This window comes from Serratia myotis (genome assembly GCF_027474885.1).
GTDB lineage: Bacteria > Pseudomonadota > Gammaproteobacteria > Enterobacterales > Enterobacteriaceae > Serratia > Serratia proteamaculans.
Map to the genome: position 1 here is coordinate 537,620 of NZ_CP099707.1, position 25,579 is coordinate 563,198.

Annotated in this window: 21 protein-coding genes; 6 read left to right on the forward strand and 15 right to left on the reverse strand. The window is 57.2% G+C overall.

The annotated features are described in order from the left end of the window. Window positions 1-4 precede the first annotated feature (4 nt). The 3 genes from NHG65_RS02445 to ascF all read right to left on the reverse strand — a co-directional run bounded on the left by NHG65_RS02445 (window position 5) and on the right by ascF (window position 3,267). Window positions 5-163, reverse strand: a complete 159-nt coding sequence (locus NHG65_RS02445; RefSeq protein WP_499182906.1) for an ash family protein — start codon at window positions 161-163, stop codon at window positions 5-7. A 194-nt stretch (window positions 164-357) separates the two neighbouring features. Further along, entirely contained in the window at window positions 358-1,788 is a 1,431-nt protein-coding gene (locus NHG65_RS02450; protein WP_499182907.1) for a 6-phospho-beta-glucosidase, read from the reverse strand. Window positions 1,789-1,815: 27 nt separating this feature from the next. Then, complete coding sequence (gene ascF / locus NHG65_RS02455; RefSeq protein ID WP_499182908.1) at window positions 1,816-3,267, reverse strand: PTS cellobiose/arbutin/salicin transporter subunit IIBC; 1,452 nt, start codon at window positions 3,265-3,267, stop codon at window positions 1,816-1,818. A 286-nt stretch (window positions 3,268-3,553) separates the two neighbouring features. Between ascF and NHG65_RS02460 the strand changes: the two genes are divergently transcribed. Continuing rightward, window positions 3,554-4,648: a LacI family DNA-binding transcriptional regulator gene (locus NHG65_RS02460; protein ID WP_499182909.1), complete on the forward strand. Its 1,095-nt coding sequence runs from the start codon at window positions 3,554-3,556 to the stop codon at window positions 4,646-4,648. On the opposite strand, the gene NHG65_RS02465 is transcribed toward NHG65_RS02460, so the two are convergent. Beyond that, complete coding sequence (locus NHG65_RS02465) at window positions 4,586-5,353, reverse strand: AraC family transcriptional regulator (protein WP_099063229.1); 768 nt, start codon at window positions 5,351-5,353, stop codon at window positions 4,586-4,588. The genes NHG65_RS02460 and NHG65_RS02465 overlap by 63 nt on opposite strands. Window positions 5,354-5,457: 104 nt before the next feature. On the opposite strand from NHG65_RS02465, the gene NHG65_RS02470 reads away from it, so the two are divergent. Continuing rightward, window positions 5,458-6,627, forward strand: a complete 1,170-nt coding sequence (locus NHG65_RS02470) for an MFS transporter (RefSeq protein ID WP_099063228.1) — start codon at window positions 5,458-5,460, stop codon at window positions 6,625-6,627. 3 nt (window positions 6,628-6,630) lie between these two features. On the opposite strand, the gene NHG65_RS02475 is transcribed toward NHG65_RS02470, so the two are convergent. The 9 genes from NHG65_RS02475 to NHG65_RS02515 all read right to left on the reverse strand — a co-directional run bounded on the left by NHG65_RS02475 (window position 6,631) and on the right by NHG65_RS02515 (window position 19,816). After that, the gene (locus NHG65_RS02475; RefSeq protein ID WP_099063227.1) at window positions 6,631-7,401 is read right to left on the reverse strand and encodes a thioesterase II family protein; all 771 of its coding nucleotides are present in this window, start codon (window positions 7,399-7,401) and stop codon (window positions 6,631-6,633) included. Between the two features lie 70 nt (window positions 7,402-7,471). After that, a complete protein-coding gene (locus NHG65_RS02480; protein ID WP_099063226.1) occupies window positions 7,472-8,209 on the reverse strand; it encodes a tryptophan 2,3-dioxygenase family protein in 738 nt (245 codons plus the stop codon). Then, entirely contained in the window at window positions 8,206-8,976 is a 771-nt protein-coding gene (locus tag NHG65_RS02485; RefSeq protein ID WP_157765442.1) for a cyclase family protein, read from the reverse strand. The genes NHG65_RS02480 and NHG65_RS02485 overlap by 4 nt, the downstream gene beginning before the upstream one ends. 28 nt (window positions 8,977-9,004) lie before the next feature. After that, window positions 9,005-14,389, reverse strand: a complete 5,385-nt coding sequence (locus tag NHG65_RS02490; protein ID WP_219015332.1) for a non-ribosomal peptide synthetase — start codon at window positions 14,387-14,389, stop codon at window positions 9,005-9,007. Between the two features lie 425 nt (window positions 14,390-14,814). Beyond that, window positions 14,815-15,744 (reverse strand): diiron oxygenase, encoded by a 930-nt coding sequence (locus NHG65_RS02495; RefSeq protein WP_261427656.1) that lies wholly within the window; start codon window positions 15,742-15,744, stop codon window positions 14,815-14,817. Between the two features lie 15 nt (window positions 15,745-15,759). Next, window positions 15,760-16,044, reverse strand: coding sequence for a 2Fe-2S iron-sulfur cluster-binding protein (locus tag NHG65_RS02500; RefSeq protein ID WP_099063222.1), 285 nt, complete (start codon window positions 16,042-16,044; stop codon window positions 15,760-15,762). A 339-nt stretch (window positions 16,045-16,383) separates the two neighbouring features. Beyond that, entirely contained in the window at window positions 16,384-17,352 is a 969-nt protein-coding gene (gene yjiA / locus NHG65_RS02505) for a GTPase (protein ID WP_207977997.1), read from the reverse strand. Between the two features lie 11 nt (window positions 17,353-17,363). Further along, window positions 17,364-17,567, reverse strand: a complete 204-nt coding sequence (locus NHG65_RS02510) for a YbdD/YjiX family protein (protein WP_004953088.1) — start codon at window positions 17,565-17,567, stop codon at window positions 17,364-17,366. Window positions 17,568-17,635: 68 nt separating this feature from the next. After that, window positions 17,636-19,816, reverse strand: a complete 2,181-nt coding sequence (locus tag NHG65_RS02515) for a carbon starvation CstA family protein (protein ID WP_499182910.1) — start codon at window positions 19,814-19,816, stop codon at window positions 17,636-17,638. 335 nt (window positions 19,817-20,151) lie between these two features. On the opposite strand from NHG65_RS02515, the gene NHG65_RS02520 reads away from it, so the two are divergent. Continuing rightward, complete coding sequence (locus NHG65_RS02520) at window positions 20,152-20,466, forward strand: hypothetical protein (protein ID WP_499182911.1); 315 nt, start codon at window positions 20,152-20,154, stop codon at window positions 20,464-20,466. A 193-nt stretch (window positions 20,467-20,659) separates the two neighbouring features. Here the strand turns inward: NHG65_RS02520 and yncE are convergent, their stop codons facing one another. Both yncE and NHG65_RS02530 read right to left on the reverse strand, forming a co-directional pair. Continuing rightward, window positions 20,660-21,736, reverse strand: a complete 1,077-nt coding sequence (gene yncE / locus NHG65_RS02525) for a 7-bladed beta-propeller protein YncE (protein WP_499182912.1) — start codon at window positions 21,734-21,736, stop codon at window positions 20,660-20,662. Window positions 21,737-21,921: 185 nt separating this feature from the next. Beyond that, window positions 21,922-22,830, reverse strand: a complete 909-nt coding sequence (locus tag NHG65_RS02530; protein ID WP_207977991.1) for a LysR family transcriptional regulator — start codon at window positions 22,828-22,830, stop codon at window positions 21,922-21,924. 169 nt (window positions 22,831-22,999) lie between these two features. Between NHG65_RS02530 and NHG65_RS02535 the strand changes: the two genes are divergently transcribed. From NHG65_RS02535 to NHG65_RS02545, 3 genes are read left to right on the forward strand one after another with little or no spacing between them, the layout of a single operon-like run. After that, window positions 23,000-23,698, forward strand: coding sequence for a CoA transferase subunit A (locus tag NHG65_RS02535; protein ID WP_499182913.1), 699 nt, complete (start codon window positions 23,000-23,002; stop codon window positions 23,696-23,698). A 10-nt stretch (window positions 23,699-23,708) separates the two neighbouring features. Further along, entirely contained in the window at window positions 23,709-24,362 is a 654-nt protein-coding gene (locus NHG65_RS02540) for a CoA transferase subunit B (protein ID WP_261257117.1), read from the forward strand. Between the two features lie 23 nt (window positions 24,363-24,385). Beyond that, a complete protein-coding gene (locus NHG65_RS02545; RefSeq protein ID WP_499183456.1) occupies window positions 24,386-25,567 on the forward strand; it encodes an acetyl-CoA C-acetyltransferase in 1,182 nt (393 codons plus the stop codon). Window positions 25,568-25,579: the final 12 nt, after the last annotated feature.

The window sequence follows — 25,579 nt, forward strand, 5'->3', positions numbered from 1 at the left end:
CTCCTTAGTGTGGTGTGCTGCTACCACCATGAGACGCTAAACCCATGGTGGTAGCCCAAACGGAGTTAGCGTTACCGGACACTAAGGAAACCGGCGCTTCTTGCGAAGCCTCCGCCTGGGCCACCATAATTCTGGATGTTCTAGGCCCCAGCATTATATACATAATGCTGCTCAGTGTATGTTCGGAACGCTAACTCCGGCTGCGGAATGTGCCGCAGCCAACAGACTATAGCGCTGACCAAAAGGCGAAAAAACAGCCTGTATAGAATTACAGGGGCTTACTACCAGGTCTGGAATGCGGCTCGCAACTCTCACCATCATTTGCCCCTGCTGCCCCGAATCCCACATCCAACCCCATCAGCCCAAATCCGCCCCATTACTGGCAATAACGGTTTTGTACCACCAGAAAGACTTCTTGCGGGTACGGGCAAGGGTGCCGTTGCCGCTGTCATCACGGTCGACATAAACCAGGCCATAGCGCTTGCTCATTTCCCCGGTCGATGCTGCCACCAGGTCAATGCAGCCCCAGGTGGTGTAGCCCATCACCGGCACGCCGTCGGCGATAGCGTCGGCCATGGCGCGGATGTGTTCGCGCAGGTAGCTGATGCGGTAATCGTCCACTATCTCGCCGTCGGCGTTGAACTCGTCGTGTGCGCCCAGGCCGTTTTCCACCAGGAACAGCGGCTTTTGGTAACGGTCATACATCATGTTCATGGTGATGCGTAAACCCAGCGGATCGATACCCCAGCCCCAGTCGCTGCGCGGAATATGCGGGTTGGTCAGGGATTTCACCACGTTGGCGGCGCTGCTGTTGTTGTCGTTCATATCGGCAGAAGCGCAGCGCGAGGCGTAATAGCTGAAGGAAACAAAATCGACGGTGTTCTTCAGGATTTCGCTGTCTCCCTCTTCCATCGCGATGCTCACGCCTTTCTCGCGGAATACTCGGGCAGAGTAAGAGGGGTAACTGCCACGGGCCTGCACATCGATAAAGAACAGGTTCTCGCGGTCTTTCTCCAGCGCGGCCCACACGTCTTCCGGCTTGCTGGACCAGGGGTAAAAATTGCCGCCGGCCAGCATGCAGCCCACCTGGTTGGCGGGGTTCACTTCATGCGCAATGCGGGTCGCCAGGGCGCTGGCCACCAGTTCGTGGTGCACCGCCTGGTATTTTACCTGCTCGGGGTTCTCACCTGCTTCAAACACCAGCCCGGCACCGGAAAACGGGCTGTGCAGCACAATGTTGATCTCGTTAAAGGTGAGCCAGTACTTCACCAGGCCATCAAAGGCTTCGAAACAGGTGCGGGCATAGCGGGTGAAAAACTCGATCATCTTGCGGCTGCGCCAGGAGCCGTATTCGGTCACCAGGTGCATTGGCACGTCGAAATGGCACAGGGTCACCAGCGGCTCGATGCCGTATTTGCGGCACTCTTCAAACAGGCTGCGGTAGAAAGCGATGCCTTCCGGGTTCGGGGTCAGTTCGTCGCCGTTCGGGTAAATCCGGCTCCAGGCGATGGAGGTGCGGAACACGCTAAAGCCCATCTCCGCCATCAGCGCAATGTCGTCGCGGTAGCGGTGGTAAAAATCAATGGCGCCGTGGCTGGGGTAAAACTCGTCTTCGCGCAGGGTGAAGCGCTTCTCCAGGCCGAGTTTTACCGGCATGCGGTTGGGGCCATGCGGGATCATGTCGACCGTGGTCAGCCCTTTCCCACCCTCCAGATAACCACCTTCAGACTGGTTGGCGGCCAGGGCGCCGCCCCATAAAAACCCTGCGGGGAATATAGAATCTGACATGAAATCCTCTGTAACTTAAATAGTGTTTTATTGGGTATTAACGGCGTTAGCGGTATTCGCCGCGGGGGCAGCAGTCGCGGTTTGGGGTTCTTCGTTTTCCGGGATGTCTTCGAAGCCCAAAAGCAGCGTGAGCACGAACGACAGCACCACGGAAAGCACCATCACGCCGCCGACCCAGACAATGCTCATCGGGTTGGCCGGGTCGAAGAACTGCACGCTGGTGAACAGGCCGGGCGAAGCCATCGAATGGCTGGCTAACCCGCCGATACCGGCGACGGCACCGCAGATAAAGCCGCTGATCAAACTGGCGATCAACGGGCGTTTGAGCCGCACGGCCACGCCATACAGCGCCGGTTCGGAAATCCCCGCCACAATGGCGGAAGCAGCGGCGGCCAATGCGGTCTGACGTAGTTCGCGGTTTTTGGTTTTGAACGCCACGGCCAGTGAAGAGCCACCGAGCGACAGGTTGGCACCAATCTCTGAAGGCATCACCATGCCCTCTTTGCCGGTCTCGGCGATGGTCTGAATGATGGTTGGGGTGAATACGCGGTGCATGCCGGTCATCACCAACAGCGGCCAAATGGCCCCCATAATGGCGACGGAAAGCCAGCCCAGGTAGCCATGCACGGTGTACACCAGCGCCGAAATCCCGCTGCCGATCCAGATGCCGAGCGGCCCGATAAACACAATCGCGATCGGTGCGGCAATCAGCACAATCAGCATCGGCTTAAGGAAGTTCTTGGTCACCGCCGGGGTGATGCGATCGACCCAGCGTTCGATGTACGACAATATCCAGGTCATCACCAGCGCGGGGATCACCGTATAGGTGTATTTCACCGCCGTCACCGGGATGTAGGCGAACTCCACCGCCTGGCCCTGCGCCGCTTTGGCCATCAAGTCGATAAAGTTAGGGTGCAGCAGCACCCCGGCAATGGCGATCGCCAGTGACATGTTGGTTTTGAATTTCAGCGCCGCAGAGGCAGCCACCATCACCGGCAGGAAGAAGAACGCGCCGTCGCCAATCACGTTCAGTATCACCAGGGTCGACGAACCTTTGTCGAACACGCCGGCCATATCCAAGATCATCGCCAGCAGCTTCACCATCGAACCGCCGATGATGGCCGGGATCAACGGCGACATGGTGCCGACCAGGGCGTCGAGAATGCCGGCACCAATCCCTCTCAGGCTGATTTTGCGTTTTGCCGGTGTGGCGGCGGGCGTCGCACCCGGCATACCGAGCGCCAGCACTGCCTGATAGGCTTTCGACACTTCATTGCCGATGATCACCTGGCATTGCTCGCCGCTGTGCACCACGCCCAAGACGCCATCAATGGCCTTCAGCGCCGGGGTGTCGATCAGCGCCTTGTCTTTCACCACGAACCGCAGGCGGGTCATGCAGTGGGTAACGGCTTCGATATTGTTGAGGCCACCCAACGCCTTCACGATAGCGGGGGAGATCTCTGCGTAATTCTTCGGCATGGAATTATCGTCTCTCTAGATAGGAATTCGGATTGCCCAAAGGCGAACTTTTACTGCCTGGGCGATCCGCCGTTCCATCTGAATGAAACGCCCACAAGAAACCGGTTTCACAAAATCATGATGTGATATGTTCATGGTGGCAAGAGTTATGATTTTTTGGTTTTTAGTTTCGTGATGCCGCTCACCTTTAGTTCAGGGGCGGCGGCAGAGGCGGGCGTGAAAACATTTCAAACCGGGGGCGTCTTGGGTAGACTGCGCTGACCCAATCGATTTTGACGGCGCAGAGATGGCAACAATACTTGAGGTGGCTAAAAGGGCGGGCGTGTCGAAAGCGACGGTGTCCCGCGTGTTGTCCGGCAGCGGCTATGTCAGCCCGGAAAAACGTGAGCTGGTGGATAAAGCCATCGCTGAGACGGGTTACCGGCCCAATCTGCTGGCGCGCAATCTGGCGACAAAAACCACCCAGACCATCGGGCTGGTAGTGACCAACACGCTGTACAGCGGTAACTACTTCAGCGAGTTGATGTTCCAGTCTGCCCGCATTATGGAAGAAAACGGCCGCCAGCTGATTTTGGCGGACGGCAAGCACACCGCGGCAGAAGAAAAGGCCGCCATTCAATACCTGCTGGATATGCGCTGCGACGGCGTGATCATCTACCCGCGTTTTTTGTCGATTACCGAAATGGACGAGATCATTTCCCAGCACCAGCAGCCGATCCTGGTCATCAACCGCCGACTCCGGCTCAACGACAGCTACTGCATCTTTAGCGATCAGCACGCCGCCAGCGCGACGGCGGTGGAGCAGCTGATCGACCGGGGGCATCGCGATATCGCTTTCATCACCGGCTCGCTGGATTCCCCTACCGGGCTGGAGCGGCTGTCGGGCTACAAATCCGCGCTGGTGGAGCATGATATTGACGTAACAGACGCGCTGATTGTCGAAGGGAAGTGGAACGCGCAAAGCGGCATGGCGGCGGTCGATACGTTGCTGGCCAGCGGCCACGCCTTTAGCGCGATTGTTGCCAGTAACGACGAGATGGCCATCGGCGCCATCAAGCGGCTGGCGGAATGCCAAATCCCGGTGCCGTCCGCCGTGTCGGTGATCGGGTTCGATGATATTCCCTTGGCGCCTTATACCATTCCCTCGCTGTCCAGCATGAAAATGCCGGTGACCGAAATGATTAAGGAAACCATCCATCGGCTAGTATCGATGCTGGACGGCGGTGAGTTGAGCAAGCGCCCAACTTTCCCGGCCAGCCTGATGCTGCGGGATTCAGTCGCGGTGGGGCCGTATTTGAGTGGCAGAAAAGGCGTGCCGTTAACGGCGGATCAGCATATAGGCGCGCGGCGAGCTGCCGGTCATATTTTTAAAGAAGGTTGAGAAGGCGCTGTCGCTGGAGAATTCAAGCTTGCCAGCGATATCTGACAGGCCGTATCCCTCCGCCAGCAGCTCGATGGCTTTGATCAAACGCCATTGCTGGCGCCACTGCTGGTAGCTCAACCCGGTTTCCTTGCGAAAGATGCGGCTGATGGTTTTCTCCGAAGCGCCGCTGTAGCGCGCCAGCTCATTGAGTGGCGGCACCTCCTCCATGCCGGCCAGTTGCCGTAAGCGGCGGTCCTTGGGCAGCGGCAATAAGGTCAGCTCGCGCTGCGCATGCCGTATTTCGTCCAGGCATACGGCAAGAATATTGGCGCTGGGGCCGCTTTCCCACTGGGTGGCAAAGTCGGCGAGGGCGATCCGCTCCAGCACTTCCCGCAGCAAAGAAGAGGCCGACAGCACTTCCAAATGGGGCGAAAGGTCGGGATAGCGCTGGTTGTCGAGATAAACCGAGCGATAGCCCGCCACGCCGGTAACCTGAACGCGGTGCACCACCTTTGGCGGGATCCAGGCAATGCGTGCCGGCGGCAGGAGGCAAATGCTTTCATTGAGCGTGATGCGCATACAGCCCTGCTGGCTGAATAGCAACTGCCCCATGTGGTGCCAGTGCGGCCCGGAATCATGCTGCGCCAGCTCGGCCGCAATGCCTAACACGCTATTGTTGATCGCATCGGGATCAAATTCGTCCTGTGCGCTGAGCCATGCCATAAGTGTGTCCGATTTTATAAGTTTTTTGTCTTTTATATTGTAATGGTCGGGGCGGGGAAGGTGCTACTTTGTGGCCTACTTTCTTTTTGGATACGGGATGTACTATGCAACGCAGACTGACCCTCACCCTGGCGACACTGATGATGATGTTTCCCCAGATTGTGGAAACGATCTATAGCCCGGCGCTAACGCACATTGCCGACGGTTTTCACGTCAGCGCGGAGGTCGCGGCGCAAACCCTGTCCTGTTACTTTTTCGCTTTTGCATTCGGGGTCGTCGTTTGGGGCCGTTTGTGTGACGTGATCGGCCGGCGTCCCACCATTTTGGCCGGTTTGGCACTGTATCTGCTGGCGTCGATCATCGCCATCTTCAGCACCAGCTTTACCCTGCTGTTGGCGGCCAGGGTGCTGGCGGCGTTTGGTGCGGCGGTGGGCTCCGTAGGCACTCAGACCGCCATTCGCGACCGGTTCGACGGCTATGAGCTGGCGCGGGTGTTTTCCGTGATGGGGATTGCGATGGCGGTCAGCCCTGCGGTGGGGGTGCTGAGCGGCGCCCTGTTGACCCATTACTGGGGCTATCAGGGGGTGTTTGCCGGGCTGGCCACGTTGGCCGCCTTGCTGCTGGCCTATGCCGCATGGCAGTTGCCGGAAACGCGCCCGGCGCAGGTGGTGAAAAGTTCTTTCTTCGGCACGTTTAGCCGCATGGCGAAAGACGGCGATATCTGGCGCAGCGCATGGCTGGTGGCCCTGTTCAACGTCTGCATGTTCAGCTATTACCAGCTGGCGCCGTTTCGGTTTGAAGCGCTGGGCATTCCGCCGCAATGGTTTGGTTATACCGGGTTTGTGCTGGCCGCCGGCGTCGGGATCGGCGCGGCAATCAACAAGTTTCTCATCGCCAAACAGTGGTTGTTTACGCCGCTGCTGATGCTGGCCTGCGTATTGGCGCTGATCGGCGGCGGCCTGGTGTTCCTGTTGGAGGATAAGCTGTGGTTCGTGCTGCCGATGATGCTGGTGGTTATGGCCTACGGCATCGCGATCCCCAATATTCTGGCGCGGGCGCTGCAGAATTATAAGGATTGCATGGGCACTGCGGGCGCAATCCTTGGCCTGATGTATTACCTGATGCTGGCGGCGGGGCTGGTGCTGGCCGGGTTGGCGCAGCGGCCGGGCATCGTGCTGATGGCGAGCAGCGCCTGCGCGCTGCTGCTGGCGTGGACCGTGGTGCGCGGCGAACGCACCGCCACATTGGGTAAACGCCATAGCGAGCAGGCTTAACCCTCAGCGCGGAGTTGGCGGGGCGCTCAGCGGGCCCGCCAGCAAGGTATGAAGTGCCCCTATCACCGCATTGCGCTGTTCGTTCAAAAAGAGGTGCCTGCCGGGGAAGCGTTGTTCATGCACTTCGCCCCCGGCCAGCAACCGCCAATCTGCCAGATCCTGCCTGTCGACCCAAAGATCGTCCTCGCCATAAAAAACCGCCAGCGGGATCGGCAAATGTGTTTCCCTTGGAAAAATAAGCTGGCTGGCAAGTAGGAGATCGGCGCGGATCAGCGGCAAATAGGCGTCAAGCAGGTCGGCGCTTTCGTCGGTGATCTCACCTGTTTGCCCGGACTCGTGAAGTGTTTCAATCAGCGCGCTGCGCGTCAGGCGCAGCAAACGACCGTGCTTTGCCGCGTAGGGCGTGGAGCAGGCGGACACGATCAACCCTATGGGCGGCAGCCGGGCTGAGAGTGCGGTCGCCAAGGCCAACCGGCCGCCAAGGCTGTGGCCGAAAAAGACGCAGGGTTTGTCCTGCAGGGGGGCCAACGCCTGCTGCAGTTCGGCCACCAGCCTGCGGTGCTGGCACGCCGGTGCTTCGTTCGCCCGCTCTTCACGCCCGGGATATTGCATGGCGAACAGCTCGATGTCCGGGTGCAGCAAACCGCTCCAGGCGCGGAAGGTGCCGGCGCTGCCGCCGGCATGAGGAAAGCAAATCAGCCGCAATTTACCCTGGCGTGTGGGAGTCAGCGCTTTCAGGCATCGCTCGGCTCCCCGGAATGGTATGGTGTGCATGGCAGGTTAATCGCCGTTCAGGATGAAGGGGAAGGGGATCGCGCGATCCCCTGGTTCTCGGCTAAGGCGATCAGTGGATCGCCTCCCACAGTTCGTCAAAGATCGGCGTAAACAGCGTGGATTTCAGGTAATCGGAACCGGCGGAGCCGCCGGTGCCTTTACGTTGGCCGATGGTTCTTTCTACCAACTTGACGTGCCGATAGCGCCATTCCTGCAGCAGCGAGTCCAGATCCAGCAGCTGATTCAGCAACAGCGACTCGCTGGAAGCTTCCTCCAGCACGGTTTTTATGATGTCTTTGAAGGACTCGGTCTGCTGTCCCTGGCGATCGTTGAGCAGTAGCAGGTGGCGCTGAACCGTTTGCCAGAGCGATATGGGGCGAATGATCGCGCCAAGCATTTTCTGAATGGCCGGATCTTCACCGTACTGCTGCAACTTTTTACCGTTCGCTTTACCCAACAGCGCCTCAATGCCCGCAAATTGGTAGGACTGAAATCCGCTGGCGGAACCAAGGTAACCGCGAAATTTTTGGAACTCATGGAATTTCAGCGTGAAAATCACCTCAATCTGGTTCACCACGGTTTTCGTGATGGCGTTGATGCGGATCAGCCCGTTGTTGGCGGCGGCTATGTCTCCGTTTTCTATCAGATCGATAAGGCAGTGGAGTTCATCGATCAGCTGTTTGAACCACAGTTCATACGTCTGATGCGTAATGATGAAGAGGTTCTCGTTGCGGTGTTCGCTCGGTGGCGAGGCCGGTTGTTGCAAAGCGAGTAGCTGATTTAACTGCAAATAACCTGAGTAATTCATGCTGCGTCATTCCCTCGGGAGAACGGAAACAAAATGGGTTTGCTGGGGAGGGCGTCGCCCGAACAATCCGGCAAATGCAATGACAGGAAATAGCTGCCGGCCGGGGTTGCCGGCGAAACCTGTGCCATTTCCGTTACGGAGCAGCGCAATCTTGCTCGCGCCTCCGCCGTCGACAGGCCCATTCCCCAAAAGCAGCGGTGGTTGTCCATCCTGCCGCCATCGTGCAATCGGTCAATCGAAGGCACATCAACCACCAGGTGATGTACGCCAAGCTCGACGATGCGCGCCATCGCCTGGTGGCTGAAATAAGGCGGTATTTCATCCGCCAGTCGCCAGCTCGGCGCTTTGGCGGCGATCACCAACGCCTGAAGATAATGCGGCGCCACCTGCGACAAGGCATCGTCGATCGCCGTGCGGGTAATGACCAGGTCCGTTCCCCGGGCGCTCGCATTATAAGTTTCCGACATCTCGCCCGCCCTTTGCAGCGGCACTCGAATCAGCGTAGCGGCAATGAATGGCTCGAAAACCAACTCTGCCACGTTATGTTCGCCAGGCATGATGTGCCCGACGCACTCAGTGTGGGTGCCGTGACAATGCGGCACCAATGAGATGCGGGAGGCATTGCACGCCCCCCCATGCTCTACGCTGGCCAGCGAATCGCCGTAGCGCAAGGGGGCCGCGCTCGCCGGCGTAACGCCGTAGATATTGGTTGGGTTGTCGCCGAACTTCAGCATGGCGGACAGCGGGATCCGCTCATGGTGATGCACCCGGTACCGCCGGCCGCGGTAGGTTACCTCAATGCACTCCATCTGCTTCCTCCCTGGTTTTGGTGAGCGCCAGCGCGGTCAGCTCGCGAATTTGGCTGTGCAGGATGAATTCGCGGATAGTGAGGGAAATGTGCATCGCCTGGCGAATGGCGTGCAATAGCCGTGGGATCTGCAGCGAGTTGCCGCCCAAGCTGAAAAAACTGTCCGTCACGCTGATGTGTTCCTGCATCAACACGGTTTGCCAGATTTCCTGCATGGCGCGTTCCGCCTCGCTGGCCGGCGGCACGTAATCCGTTTCGGAGGACGAGTAGGTTATCGTCGGGGTAGGTAGCCTGCGAACGTCGATCTTGTTGTTGTTGGTCAGCGGGAAAGCGGACAGCACCATAAAGCTGGAGGGTATCATGATGTTGGGCAGCCTGCTCTTCAACGCCGCGCGCACAGATTTCTCGTTTAACTCCGCGCCGGGCACCATTTGCAGGTAACTGACGATCCTGGCGTTATTCCCTTCTCCGACGATCAGGCTCAAGGCATGCGCGATGCTATCCATGGCGGATAAATTGAGGTCGATCTCGCTGAGCTCAATGCGATGGCCGCGAATTTTTACCTGGTGATCGTTACGGCCCAGATATTCCAATTGCCCACGGCTGTTGAAGCGCGCGATGTCGCCGGTTTTATACAGGTAACGGACGGCGCCAAGGACCTGGCGTTTGATGAACGCCTGGGCGCTCAGCGCACCGTTGTTCCAGTAGCCCGGAGATACGCTGGCGCCGCCCAGGCAAAGCTCGCCGAAAGCACCGCCGGGCACCAGGCCGCCGGCCGAGTCCATGATGAAAGCCTCGGTCATGTTTATCGGCGTGCCGATGCAGGTGCTGTCGCCCTCAAAGGTCAGATCGGCACAGGTTGACCAGATGGTGGTTTCCGTCGGCCCATAGACCTGCAGCACCTGAGTGGCGATGCGCCGCAGTTGTGAAAGCAGCGCGACGGGCATTTTCTCGCCACCGCACAGCACCGTCAGCGGCCGGTTGCCCGCCGCCGGTAAATGGCTGACGATGGTGCCCCAGACGGTCGGGGTGGCCTGAATGACGCTGGGTTGTTGCTGCTCGATAAAATGATAAAGCCTGACGGGATCCATGGCGGTTTCCCGCGGGCACAGCACGACATGGGCGCCCGAGGCCAGAGAGCAAAACAGTTCCAGGCCGAAAATATCGAAACTGATGCTCGTCAGGCTCAACATCTTGTCAGCAGGCCCCAGGGCCAATCGGTCGGCAAAGTCATTGGTGAAATTGGTCAGATTACTGTGACTAATCATCACACCTTTCGGGTTGCCGGTAGAGCCGGAGGTGTACATGATGTAAGCCAGCGGATCCTCTTCTCCGTTCGAACGCGTTTGCTCAACGGCGGGGCTGGCAGACAGTATTGACTCGAAAGTCACGTGCGGGCAATCCGCTGGCACCGTGGCGTTTGCTTCGTCGGTGACCAGGATTTTCGTTCGCGCATCGTCAATCATGTACCGCACGCGATCCGCCGGGTAATGGACATCAATGGGAATATAGTATTTGCCGGCCTTGAGTGCGCCGAGGATCAGTGCCGCCACCCTGCAGCTCTTTTCCATCATAATACCGACAGAAAACGCGTTGTTGTCCAATTCGCTCAGGTAATGGGCGATATGCTCTGAGAGGCGCCACAGTTGCTCGTAGCTGTAACTCTCTTTTTCGCAGCTCACCGCGGGTAAATCCGGCTGCCTGCGTGCCAGGTCATGAATTTGCTCAATCAGCGTCCCGCGCGAGCTCTGCGTCGTATTGCTCGCCAGCTGTAAAAGCCGGGTTTGCTCCGCCTCGCTGAGCGGGTTTATAGCGGCAAGCGCCATCGAGGGGGATTGCGTCAGCAGCTGATGCAGTACCTGTTCATAATTGTTCAGCATCATCTGCAATCTGGCGGCGTGGAACAATTCGCTGGCGTAATCAAGCTCAATGCTGATGCCGTCTGCGGCCAGGCTGAAGTTCCAGGTCATGTCGAACATCGAGAAACCCGAAGACACCGGCAATTTTTGCAATGAGCAGTCATGGAGGCCTGCCTGGCACACGTCTCCGGCGTTTTGCAGAATGGCCATGATTTGGAACAGCGGGTTTTTGTTCGATACGCGCTCGTAATCAATCTGGTGGAGAATGCGGTCGAAGGACAGCTGTTGGTGCCGATAGGCGCCCGTACAGGTTTCCGTCATTTTACCGATCAGGGTTGCCAGGGTGTCATCCGCGCTCAGCACCGTGCGCAGCGGTACGGTATTGACGTGGAATCCGCTCACCTGCTCGAGGTAAAGATTGTCGCGTGCGGCGATGGCGCTGCCAATGACAATATCGTCTTGGTTAGTGTATTTACTCAGCAGATAGGTCAGCGCTGCGGTAAGCAAAACGAAGGGAGTCGCACCTAATACCCTGGCGCGCTGTTCCAGCAGCCCCGCGATGGCGGGATCCAACCGGCGGCCTATGCGTTCACCGGCATGCGTCGGTGCCAGGGGGCGAGGCATGTCTAAGGGGAAATCCAATTCTCTGCACGCGTGCAGTTTTTGCTGCCAGTAGGCGATATCGCTCTCGAGGCGGGGTTCCCCGGCATCATTGACGATATCAATTGTTTGAACCTCTGGTACCGGCAGTGCGTAGGGGCCCCCGCCGCACAGATGATTATATTGCCGCCAAAGATCGTTGAGGATGAGGTCCTCACTCCAGGCATCGGTCAGAATGTTGTGTTTCACCCATACTAACACGTGGTGCTGGTCATGGTACTGCACCAAACGCAGGGTGACCGGCGGGCGGCGGGTAATATCGAAGGGGACGGCGCAAAGCTGTTTCACCCTGTCTTCCAGAGGAGGATGCTGCCCGGTGAGGGTATGCCCGGCAAGGTTAATGGGAATATGCGGCAGCGCATGCTGATAGGCGATGCCCTGATCCTCGCCGAATTGAGTACGCAGGCTTTCATGTTTTTCATAAATGAAATTGATGGCCTGCTCGAACAGCGAAAGATTTAGCGGCCCGCGGATCTCCACCGCAATGGGTAGGTTATAACTGCAATCATCAGGATTCAGCGCGCTCAGGTACCACAGTAAATTTTGCTGGGGGCTGAGCGCCGCACGGCGTTGCTCGCCGATGGGGACGGTCCTGTCGGCGGAGACCGCCTTATTCTCAATATATTCCGCCAGATTACGTATCGTATTGTTTTGGAAAAGGTCGGCGATATTCAGACGACAGCACAAATCCCGGGCGACCAGCGAAACGATTTTACTCATGGTAAGCGAGTGTGCCCCCAGGCAGATAAAGTCCTGCGTGACGTCGGCGCGGGTACAACCGATGGCCTCGGTCACGATGCGCTCCAGGATCACTTCCGTTTCGGTTTCCGGCAACGCCATATCGCCGTCACCGTCTTCTATAACCCAGTTTTCCAACTGCTGGCGCGCAACTTTGCCATTGGTGGTCAACGGCAATGCAGGCAAGAAAACGAAAGCGGTCGGAATGGCGGCTGCATGCAGCAGAGGGGCCAGCGAATGCCGTAAGCCATCGGCGGTCAGGGCCGGCGACGAGGCTTGCACAAACGCCACCAGCGCTTTGCCGGCGGCCTGCGGTTTGGCTACCACGCACACGCTTTCTACCTGCGGATGGGTGCGAATGGCCGTTTCCACTTCGCCAATTTCGATACGCACGCCGCGGATCTTGACCTGATGGTCTTTGCGGCCAATAAAAATAATATTTCCCTGTTTATCCCATTTGGCGATATCGCCCGTTTTATAAATGCGTTCTTTACCCGGACTGCCGGGTAGGGCGAACGTGATGAATTTTTCGCCGGTCAATTCGGGCTGATTCAAATAACCGCGGGCAAGGCCGTGCCCGGCGATGCACAATTCACCCTCGAAGCCGAGGGGCTGCAGATTATTGTGCGCATCCAGGATATGGCAGCGGTAATTCTTCAGCGGTTTGCCAATGCAGTTCCAGGCCACGCCGGATTGATATTCGCACAGGGAGGTGGCGATGGTGGCCTCTGTCGGGCCATAGCCGTTGAACAGACGAGTCTGCTCAGCCCACCAGGCCACCACATCCGCCGGCGGTGCATCGCCCATCACAATCATCGATCTTAAACCGCTCCAGGCTTCACGTGGCAGCAATTCAAGGATGGCCGGGGTAATGGTGATATGGTTCACCTCGTGCCGCGCGAGGTAACGGAATAAGGCATCGATTTCGGTATGCAATGTCGTAGGCGCGAGGTAGAGCGTTGATCCGCTGATCAAGGCACCGTAAACATCCCAGCCAAAAGCATCAAAACCCAGAGAGGCAATCGACAGGACTTTACTGCCGGTTTCCAACCGCATGAAGTCGCGATGGTTTTGCGCGACGTTGGCAAGCCCCTCACGAGTGATCATGACGCCTTTAGCTTTGCCGGTGGTGCCCGAGGTGTAACAGAGGTAAGCCAGGCCATCAGACGGCAGGGGAAGATGTGACGCCGGCAGGGTCATTGCCGGGTAGTTAATGGTTGCCGGATCAATGCACGGCGCATTCCCCGCCTGCAGAAGAGTATCGGCCAGGATCAGCGTGGGTCGCACATCATTAAGGATATTCTGATTGCGGGTTGCCGGGGCCTGCGGGTCGAGCAGAACATAGGTCTTATTACTTTTCAGGATGCCCAGCATTACGATCGGCAGCAGGGCGGTTTTCTGCATGGATACGGCAATAATGTCGTGGCCGTCTACGTCGCCGCAGTGTTCGAGCAGCCAACAAGCCATTCTGTCAGAGGCGTCATCGAGCTCAGCGTAGCTGTATTCTCTGTCGTCGGCATGCAAGGCGATAAGCGCCGAATTTTCCGCCGCCGTACGGCGAAACAGGGTGACAATATCTTGGGAAAGCAGGGCCGCGTCCGCGGTATCATTGAAGGACGCCAACTGGCGTATTTCATCAGGAGAAATGACCAGTGGTGCGGTAGCGGGATCGTCCTGAGAGATGAGTAGCGCGTCCAGATAGTCGGTGAAGCGTTGGAAACGGGCATCGTCCCCAGTTACCGTGACCAACACGCCATCACCATCGCCGGCGGGGGCGAGGGTAATCATCGCATTGGCTTGCGCGTATCGGTTTTGTTTGAGAATGCCGGTTTCATTGAAGAAGAAATGCCGCAGGTTTTGATTCTCCGGCGTGACCTGGTCTTCGGCAAGGGTATGAAAGTCAGCTTCTTTTCGCCAGGTGACGAAACAGAGATCGGTCGCGCAACGCCCCTGGGTTTGGTCACCCAAGCGTTGTAAAAGCGTGACGATCAAAGCGCGCAGGCGTTCTGGCGGAGCGGAATAACATTTCTGGCCGATGCAAGGAGGCAAACTGATATTGTCAGGCAGTATGCCGCGTGACAGAGAGACCACTACGTCGCAGATTAAGTCTTTCAACTGCTCTGCGTTATTCCGTTGGCTATGTCGGGTATCGGGTATCAGACTGCCGCACAGGTAGCCGGTTTTTTCTTTTTGAATAAAGTACAGGGATAAGTATTCTTGTTTTTGTAAACTATCTACATCGGTGATTATTTCTTTATTTGACGATATCACCAGAACGTTTTCAGATAATTTCTGCAGTCGTTGTAATTCATCCTGATGATTGTTTGTCGTTATTATCAGGTCGATTTTCCCGGCTGGTAAAGATGATGAAGATAACGGGTAAATATGATGACCATATTCTTGTATTTCTGAGGTGAGCGCTTCCCCGCAATGGATATTGCCTGAGAATACTATGTTTAATAGTTCCACATTGGCTTCCTAGTAATAGTGTAACGTGAGCATCCGGTGCTGATGTCCAGTTTTTATTCGGTTTATCTGTTTTATGCCTGCGCTATTTTCGAAATCGGCAGGTCTTCGAGTATGCCCGCTTTATCCAGTGCCAGCAGCATCTGCTGCGTAACAATATTATTGGTTTCCCATGGCTTGGTGTCGGCAGGTGGATAAGTGTCGTGAATGACGGCGGCGATGGTTTCTGCATCCATATTCAAATGATCTAACATCCGGACGCTAAATTCTTTAGCGATGGCATCCGTCGTATAGTGTTCAATAAAGGTCAGGATGGGGCGTTTCATCGCCTCTTTTGCATGCGTATCGCTGTGGCGCCATATATGCCCAAGTATCTGTTGAGAAAAGCGGGCGTGTCGGCCTTCGTCCGCGACATGGTCTTTCATGATCTGATAGAAGGAGGGGAAAATATCTTCATTGTCGATGACATCGATGAGATCGGTGGTTAACGCCTGTTCTGACAGGGAAACGCACACCAGCCGGAATAATTCTCGGTGTTCATCCGGGGTCTGGCCAAGCGCGAGCGCGAGCGCGAAGGACGCTTCGGTGTCTTTCGGCATGCTCAGCGGTGCTATGCCCGTCATTTGTTCGACCTGATTGATAAGGTCTAGTGCGACCAGAGCATGATAGGACTCATCTACAACGACGGTTAATGCTTCCAGGCGTATATTCGCGGGGAAATCGACACCTGCGGTATTTTTGTACAACTTGTAGGTTGAGTCATTAATAATCTCCAGCTCAATGTTGGCGATGCCATTCAGATAGTGATAAAGCGTTTGGACCTGAATATAGCGCAGCGCTTCGTCACCCAACGCCGCCACGCGCGGGTGCATGCAAAGCGGCAGACGTTCCGTAGGGAAATATTGCCTGGATTGGTAATCTTGCTCATTAAGTATGCGACGCGGACGGGAGCGGACAATAGCAGCGCGATCCCATTTTTTCAGGGTTGTTTCAATTATACTCACGGAAAGAATCCTTCTTTAATAGAGTTCGACTTCAATATCCGACAGCGGATAGGCACAGCAAGCTAATATAATATTTTCCTCAAGCTCATCTTCGGCGAGGGCGCTTTGTTTTCCATGACGCACTTCACCTTTGACTAACAACATTTTGCAACAGCCGCATTTTCCTGCGCGACATAAATGTGGAATATCGATACCTTTGCTCTCAAAGTTATCTAATAGTGACTTCTCGGCGCAAAAGCTACCCGTGTCCTCACCATCAAGAATAACCTGATAGTGGGCGATTTTTGATTGTGAAATCATGACGGGGATTTCCTTAGCTATTAATTAAATGGTGTGGTGTCCATTATTCTTACCTTGGTTGAATGAGATTTTTATTATGTGCCTTGATGGCGGAATAACAGTAGCTTCTGTGTTGTTTATTGTCAACATGAATGGTTAATAACTTTAACATTTCATTAATTTTTGCATTGTCTTTTTATTTTTTAATGGTTAACTCGTTAATTATTTATTTTTTTATTTTTACAGGTGAATATGACCATATTGCAATAATTGATTTTAAAATTATTTTATTTGGCAGCGGCGGGGCCGCATCGGCAGGTTAAATGAGTGGGCTGCAATTGAATGTGCAGCCCTATAGGTTCAGGCTTGCGCCAACTCGGCAAACCGCTGGCGAATGGTGTCTTCCGGCAAATCCAACCCAATAATTACCAAAGTACTGCGACGTTCTTCGTCAGGTAACCACTCGCGGTCCCAGTCGGCGTTATACAGCCGTTGCACACCCTGGAACAGCAGGCGGCGCGGCTCGTTCTGGATCGACAAAATCCCTTTATAACGCAGCAGGCTGTCGGCGTATTCCAGCAGCAGGCCTTCCATCACTTCTGAAACCTGCATCAGCTCCAGCGGTTGGTCGTGGTACACCACAATCGACTGAATGTTGTTTTGCGCCTGCGGAATGCGGCGGAACAGCGGGGCGGGCGGCGTCAGGTTCAGCTTGTCGTTCAGCACAAAGCCTTCGATGTCGAACAGCACGCTTAGATCGATATCGCCGTGCGTCACTGTATAAACCGGGGCGCGGGCGTTCATCTGTTGCAGCCGTTGGGTCAGCGCTTCACAGTCCGGTGCCACGTCGGTTTTGGTCAGCAGAATACGGTCGGCGTAGCCCACCTGCGCCTGCGCGATGCTGAACTGGTTGAGTTGTTGATCGGCATGTGCGGCGTCCACCAGCGTGATGATGCCGTCCAGCAGGAAGCGTTCGCAGAGGATCTCGTGCGAGAAAAAGGTCTGGGTGATCGGGCCGGGGTCGGCCATGCCGGTGCATTCAATGATTAGCCGATCGAACTCCAGTTGGCCCTGGTCCACGCCGTCCAGCAAGTCCAGTAACGCGTCTGCCAGTTCGTTGGATTTACTGCAGCAGATGCAGCCGTTGCTCAGTGTGGTGATGCGGCTGGCGCGATCGCCAATCAAGGCGTTGTCGATCGGCACTTCGCCGAACTCGTTTTCAATCACGGCAATTTTGTAGCCGTGTTCAGCGTTCAGAATATGGCGGAGCAGGGTGGTTTTACCGGCACCCAAAAAGCCGGTCAGAATGGTGACTGCGATGGGTTTCATTCAGGATCCTTTTAACAACAGCGCATGCCGCCTTTGCCGTCCCCACCGTAGCGGGCCTGCTGGCGTTCGCGGAAAAACTCTTTATAGGTCATCACCGGCTTGTCCGGGTGGTTGTCTTTCATATGCTGGACGTAGGTATCGTAGTCAGGTACGCCGACTAACATGCGCGCCGCCTGCCCGAGGTATTTACCCGCCTGGCCGAGATTACCGAACATAAGCCTTCTCCCAAAAAAATTACCCTGCATAACAGATTTCATTATGCAGGGTATCCGTTAAATCACCATCAGTGCTGCGGTGAAACTTTGACGTCTCCCTCAGTTACGCCGTTGGAAGGCGCTTCTTCAGGCACCGGCACGTACGGTGTTTCCTGGTCGCTGCGGTTCGGGTTTTTGTGTGCCGCCATGGCGGTTTTCACCCCGTAGAAGATGATGCTGTACACCACCAGCAGGAACAGAATGCTCAGCCCGGCGTTGGTGTAGTTGTTCACCACAATATGGTTCATGTTGGCCACCTGCTGGGTGGTCAGTTCGGCGCCGCCTTCGGCGATTTTGCGTTTGTACTCGCCGGCCTGGAAGAAGAAGCCTTCCAGCTGCGGGTTGTTGCTGAACAGCTTCAGGCCCAGGGCGTAGGTGGTACAAATCAGCAGCCAGACGGCCGGTACCACGGTGACCCAAATGTACTTGGTGCGCTTCATCTTAATCAGCACCACGGTACCCAGCACCAGCGCCACGGCGGCCAGCATCTGGTTGGAGATGCCGAACAGCGGCCACAGGCTCTTCACGCCGCCAAGCGGATCGACCACCCCTTGATACAGCAGGTAGCCCCACAGCCCCACACAACCGGCGGTGCCGACAATACCGGCCACCAGCGAGTCGGTTTTTTTCAGGAACGGCACAAAGTTACCCAGCAAGTCCTGCAGCATAAAGCGGCCGGAACGGGTGCCTGCATCCAGTGCGGTCAGGATGAACATTGCTTCGAACAGAATACCGAAGTGGTACCAGAAGCCCATATTGGCGCCAGGAATGATCTGGTGGAACACGTGGGCGATACCCACCGCCAGAGTTGGTGCGCCACCGGCGCGGTTCAGTACCGAAGGTTCACCGATGTCTTTGGCGGTCTGCAGGATCTGTTCCGGACTGATGACAAAGCCCCAGGAACTGACGGTCGCCGCCGCATGGGCGGTCACATCACGCAGTGAGGCCATGATCATCGGTGCATCTTCGGTGCCCAAGCGGTGCAGGTCTGGCATGGTGATGCCCAGTGCGGCCGGTGGGGTGTTCATGGCGAAGTACAGGCCCGGTTCGATGATGGAAGCCGCGACCAGCGCCATGATGGCGACGAAGGACTCCATCAGCATGGCGCCGTAACCGATAAAGCGCGCGTCTTTTTCATTGGCCAACAGCTTCGGCGTGGTGCCGGAGGCGATCAGCGCATGGAAGCCGGAAACCGCGCCACAGGCGATGGTAATGAACAGGAACGGGAACACCGAACCTTTCCACACCGGGCCGGTACCGTCGATAAACTGGGTCATCGCCGGCATTTTCAGCTCAGGGTTGAGGATCACGATGCCAATCGCCAGCCCGACGATCACGCCGATTTTCAGGAAGGTCGCCAGATAGTCGCGCGGCGCCAGGATCAACCACACCGGCAGCAGAGCGGAGATAAACGCATAACCAATCAGCGTATAGGTGATGGTGGTGTCTTTGAAGGTCAGCGCCGGGCCCCAGAACGGGTCGTGGGCGATCACGCCGCCAAACCAGATGGAGAGCACCAGCAGCACGATGCCAATCACCGAAATCTCACCGACCCGGCCAGGGCGCAGGAAGCGCATGTAGATGCCCATAAACAGGGCAATCGGCACGGTGGAGCACACGGTGAACACGCCCCATGGGCTTTCCGCCAGCGCTTTCACCACGATCAGGGCCAGCACCGCCAGAATGATGATCATAATCAGGAAGCAGCCAAACAGCGCGATGGTGCCCGGTACCGGCCCCATTTCCTTTTTGATGATCTCACCGAGCGATGCGCCGTTGCGGCGTGAGGAGATGAACAGCACTAAAAAGTCCTGCACCGCCCCCGCCAGCACCACGCCGCCCAACAGCCACAGCGTGCCAGGCAGGTAACCGACCTGTGCAGCCAGCACCGGGCCGACCAGCGGGCCTGCGCCGGCAATGGCGGCGAAGTGGTGGCCGAACAGCACGTATTTGTTGGTCGGCACATAGTTCAGGCCGTCGTTATTGACCATCGCCGGGGTGGCGCGGAAGGCGTCCAGCTTCATCACCTTGGTGGCGATGTACAGGCTGTAATAACGGTAGGCCACCAGATACACCGCCACTGAAGCGACGATGATCCACAGTGCGCTGATGTGCTCGCCGCGACGCAGCGCCACCACACCCAGGCAGGAAGCGCCGAGTATCCCCAGCAGCATCCAGGGTATGTGTTTTAAAATCCCCTCTCGGTTCATTGAAGTGTCCTTAGTTCAAATCTGCAAAAAAATGAGTGAGTTAATCCGCTTATAAGATGTTTAGGCGCGTGGCCCGAATGCGGATAACTGTCGGATAGAGGTATAGGAACAGCTCATCATTGCGGCTTGGGGCAGGGGAAGACATCTGAATTTCAGTCAGCGGTGCTATAGGGGCGCTAAGCGGTCAAAATCCCGGGGTGAGCGGTTGGGCGCTGTGCGGCAGCGCCCCACTGGGGACGCGGAAAAGGGATTGGGAAGAGTGAGTCACTGTCTGATGGCTAGATAATAAACGGTTGCATATACTGCGGATAACTTGGTTATTCCGGAGAAAATCCATGATCAGAGCCTTAATCGTGTTTGCCGCCGCCATCACAGCGTTCAATGCCGCTGCGTCGTCCGAAGCCGCCTGGGCCAGCGGCGATAAAGCGCTGCAAGCGGCCTGTCTGAAAGCCAGCGGACTGAAAGGTGCCAAAGCCGCTGGCAGCATTATTCATTATGGCGACGACGTCGGTTACTCGGCGCTGCTGATTAGTGGCCGTTACCCGCAGGCGTTTATGCACAACAAGCCAGGTAAAGAGCTGTGCCTTTACCAGCGTGCGACCAAAAAAGCGGTGACCCAGGACGCCGATGAGTTGGTGGGTAAGCCGTAGCCGCCATTCAGGCTCAGGATGAATGAGGTGGAATCGATCGAAGGAAATAAAAATGCCAGTCAGGCTTAACTGACTGGCATTAAAGGTCTTCGTGGTAGGGGCGTTGCATGCTGCGCCCTATTGCATAATCAATGGGTTAAGTCGGGTCGAACATGTTCGACCCCTACCGGTTTAGCCCTTACGCCTGTCGGTGTTATTTCAAAGCGATACGGATCACGTCATCCGGATCTGTGGCTTCTTTCTCACGGCTGGAAGCCTGTTTGACGCTGACGTACAGCGTCTGGCCATCCGGTGACAGCGCCAGGCTGTTCGGGTGGGTTGGCGTCTTGATCGTCTGCAGCAGCTTGTAGCTCTTGGCGTCAATCACGCTGACTTCACCGGCCTGGCGATGGGTCACGTAGACTTCATTACGCGTCGGGTTGAACAGCACCGCCAGCGATTCCGGTACCTCGATCGTGCTCAGAATTTTGCCGTCGCGGGTATCGACAACCAGCACCTGCGCCTGCTTGGAGTCAGTGATAAAGGCGCGGTGAGTGGCTGGATCCAGGCTGATGTTCAGGAAGAAGTGCTCTTTGGACTCATCGAGTTTCTTGCGGCTGACAACCTTGTTGGTTTTGGTGTCGATAGTCACCAGTTCGCCGTCGGCGTTGGTCACATACAGACGGCCGGCAGCGGCGTCCAGCGCCAGACCAGTGCCGTATTTACCGGTCTCGGTGATGGTGGTGCGCAGGGTCAGATCCTTGCCGTCAACCACCCAAACCACGCTGGATTCACCCAGCCCGGTGATATACAGGGTATCGGTGGTGGCGTCGGCGAGCAGTTCACGCGGCGCTAACGGCTTTACCGTCTCGGAGCGTTTACGCGCATCCAGCACCAGGCGGCCTTTCACTTCACCGGTTTTGCCGTCGATGGCGGTCACCGAGTTGTTGGTGGTGTTGCCGAAGAACAGCGTGTCGGTTTTGCTGTTAATGGCCGCACCGAAAGGTTTGATGTCGTTGTGAATAATCTGGGTGATATCCAGCGTTTGTGGATCCAAACGATAGACTACGCCACCTTTATCCAGCTTGCGGCTTTGCGAAGTGGCCAGGTACAGCGCGTTCTCGCCCTGACTGTAGACCATCTCATAAGCACCTTTGCCGACCGGTTTACGCAGCAGTTCTGGCTCGCCCTGAGCCAGCAGCGGGGCGGAAAACAGCATTGAAGTGAGTAACAGCAGTGGGAAAGCCGTGCGCCCGCCGAAACGACGGTTGCGAGTTGTTGCAGAGTTCATAACCTCTCCATGGAGTTAAAAAGCCTATCGCCGCAGAGCCGTTGCTCTGAGGCCAAGAAAGCTCATCATCGAATTGAAGGTAAAGTCCTGCCGGTCACGTCGTGGCGCACCGGGCTTTATGCTTGCGAATAATAATCATTATTTATTGAGAATGGGAGTTATTTCAGTGAAGGCTGGGGTGAAAATCACAGTGTGGAGGAGGGGGCCGCGGCCATTTCCCGTTCGATCACGGTGGCCAGCGCCTGGGCCGCCGAAGACAAACGGTGTTGAGCAAGGCGGATTAACCCGACTCGCCGTTCGATCACCGGGCCGAACAGTGGCACGCAGGTGGCACCCAGCTCGCCCATCTGTTGTTCACACAGCGCCGGTACCGCGCTGGCACCCAGCCCGTTGGCCACCATGCGCCCGACCGTCACCAACTGGTGGCTTTCAAATGCCACCTCCAGCGTTCTGCCGCTTTTGGCCAGCGTTTGTTCCAGCAGCAAACGCACCGCAGAAGGGCGTTGCAGGGTAATAAAGTCCAGCGTCAGCAGCTCTTTCCAACTCACCTGCGCCCGGCCTGCCAGCGGCGAATCCTTCGGTACCACCGCCACAAAGCGATCGTTGCACAACGGGGTGAAGTGCAGGGTGTCGCTGGGCTCCGGTTCGAAGGCGATGCCCATTTCTACCCGGCCTTCACGGATCATCTCGAACACCTGCTCGTTAATCACATCGTGCACTGCCACGTTGATCCCGGCGTAGTGATCGCGAAACACTTTCAGGATCGGCGGCAGCGGATTAGCGGCGAATGAAGGCATGGCAGCGATGGCCACCTTACCCATTTGCAGGGTAAAGCGCTGGTGCATCGCCTCTTCCGCATTGTCCCAGTCCGCTAGCAGTTGGCGCGCCATCGGGAAGAAGCTCTCCCCTTCCGGCGTCAGCGCCACGCGGCGCGTGGTACGTAGCAACAACTGTCCCCCCAACGCGTCTTCCAGCCCGCGAATGGCCAGACTCAGCGCCGGCTGCGAAATATTCAGCCGTTCGCTCGCCTGGGCGAAGTTAAGAGTGTGAGCTACCGCTAAAAACGCGCGTAACTGTTTGATGCTCATTTTCATTTTTGAATTATTTAACTCTTTTGAAAACAGCTATTAACAATTGATTAATAAAAATTCTAAATCAATGGGGCACAAAAACAAAATTAACAAATCATTTTTGTGACCTGATGATGCCTTTACACCAGCAGGGGTATACCGCCCATTGCTACAGAACACTCAGAGGCAGCGAATGGCAGGGCTCGATAAACGCGTCGGAAGCTACCAGGCAGCGCTGGCAGGCCTGACGGACAATATGACGGTGCTGGCGGGCGGTTTCGGCCTGTGCGGCATCCCGGAAAACCTGATTAATGAGATCCGTCGTTTGGGAGTGACCGGCCTGACGGTGGTATCAAACAACTGCGGCATCGACGGCTTTGGTCTCGGCCTGCTGCTGGAAAATCGACAGATCAGCAAGGTGGTAGCCTCCTACGTGGGGGAGAACGCGCTGTTCGAGCAACAGGCGATCAGCGGCGAGCTGGAGGTGGAACTGACACCGCAAGGAACGCTGGCGGAAAAAATCCGCGCCGGAGGAGCCGGTATTCCGGCGTTCTTCACCGCCACCGGCTACGGCACCCCGGTAGCCGAAGGCAAGGAAGTGCGCGAATTCAACGGCCGCCCCTACATCATGGAGCAGGCAATCACCGGCGACTTCGCCATCATCAAGGGCTGGAAAGCCGATCACTTCGGCAATGTCATCTATCGCCACACCGCACAGAACTTCAACCCGCTGATGGCCACCGCCGGGCGGATCACCGTGGTGGAGGTGGAAGAAATTGTCGCGCCGGGCGAACTGGATCCGGCGGCGATCCACACCCCCGGTATCTACGTCGACCGCCTGATCCAGGGCAGTTTCGAAAAGCGCATTGAACAGCGCACCCTGCGGACCTGAGGAGAACCCGATGCTTACCCGTGAACAAATGGCGCAGCGCGTGGCACAAGAACTGCGTGACGGCGACTACGTCAATCTGGGGATCGGCATTCCGACGCTGGTGGCCAACTATGTACCACCGGGCATGGACGTGATGCTGCAATCCGAAAACGGCCTGTTGGGCATGGGCGGTTTTCCGACCGAGGCAGAGCTGGACGCCGACATGATCAACGCCGGCAAGCAAACGGTGACCGCCCGTATCGGCGCCTCGATTTTCGACTCGGCGCAGTCGTTCGCCATGATCCGCGGCGGCCATGTTGATCTCACCGTGTTGGGCGCTTTTGAGGTGGACGTTGAGGGCAATATTGCCTCGTGGATGATCCCCGGCAAGCTGGTGAAGGGCATGGGCGGTGCGATGGACCTGGTAGCAGGCGCGGAAAATATCATCGTGGTGATGACCCACGCGTCAAAGAGTGGCGAGTCCAAGCTGTTACCGCACTGCACGCTGCCGTTGACCGGAGCCCACTGCATTCGCAAGGTTCTGACCGATCTGGCCTACCTGGAAATTGAGAACGGTGCTTTTGTGCTGCGCGAACGTGCCCCCGGCGTCAGCGTGGAAGAGATTGTCGCCAAAACCGCCGGTCGGCTGATCGTACCCGCCCAGGTGCCGGAGATGCGCTTCTGATGACGTTACCCAAGGAGAAAACCATGCAACAGGTGGTGATTGTGGCGGCCACGCGCACGCCGATTGGCAGTTTTCAGGGCGCACTGGCTACGTTGTCGGCGGTGGAGTTGGGCACGGTGGTGGTGAAGGCCTTACTGGCGCGCAGCGGTGTTCCAGCGGATCAGGTGGATGAAGTGATCCTCGGGCAGGTGCTGACGGCCGGTTGTGGCCAGAACCCGGCACGTCAGACCGCGCTGAACGCCGGGCTGCCCTATAGCGTACCGGCGCTGACCATCAATAAGGTCTGCGGTTCGGGTCTGAAGGCGATCCATCTGGCGGTGCAGGCGATCCGCTGTGGTGACGCCGAAGTGATTATCGCCGGGGGGCAGGAAAGCATGAGTCAGTCGCATTACCTGATCAACGGCGCGCGTGCCGGGCTGCGTCTGGGCCACGGTCAGTTGATCGACAGCGTGATCCAGGACGGCCTGTGGGATGCCTTCAACGATTATCACATGGGCATCACCGCCGAAAATCTGGCAGAGAAATACGCCATCAGCCGCAGCGAGCAGGATCAGTTTGCGCTGCGGTCACAACAGAAAACCCAGGCCGCGCAGCAGGCCGGGCATTTTGCGTCGGAAATCACCCCGGTAGCGGTGCCCAAACCCAGGGGCGAACCGCTGCGGGTGGCGTCGGATGAGCAGCCCCGCGCTGACGCCACGCTGGAGAGTCTGGCCCGGCTGCGTCCGGCGTTCCGCCAGGACGGCACGGTGACTGCCGGTAATGCCTCCTCGATTAACGACGGTGCGGCGGCGGTACTGTTGATGAGTGCGGCGAAGGCGGCCGAGCTCAGGCTGCCGGTGCTGGCGCGCATTGCCGGTTATGCGGCTTCGGGCGTTGATCCGGCGATCATGGGCATTGGCCCGGTACCGGCGGCGCGTCGCTGTCTGGCTAATGCCGGTTGGTCGCTGAGCGAGGTAGACCTGATCGAGGCCAATGAAGCCTTTGCCGCGCAGGCGTTGGCCGTGGGCCGCGAACTGGAATGGGACAGCGCCCGGGTCAATGTTAACGGCGGGGCGATAGCGCTCGGGCACCCGATTGGCGCTTCCGGCTGCCGCATTTTGGTCACGCTGCTGCACGAGATGCAGCGGCGTGAGGTCAATAAGGGGCTGGCGATGCTGTGTATCGGCGGCGGACAGGGCGTGGCGCTGGCGGTCGAGCGCGGCTGATTATCTGGGAGG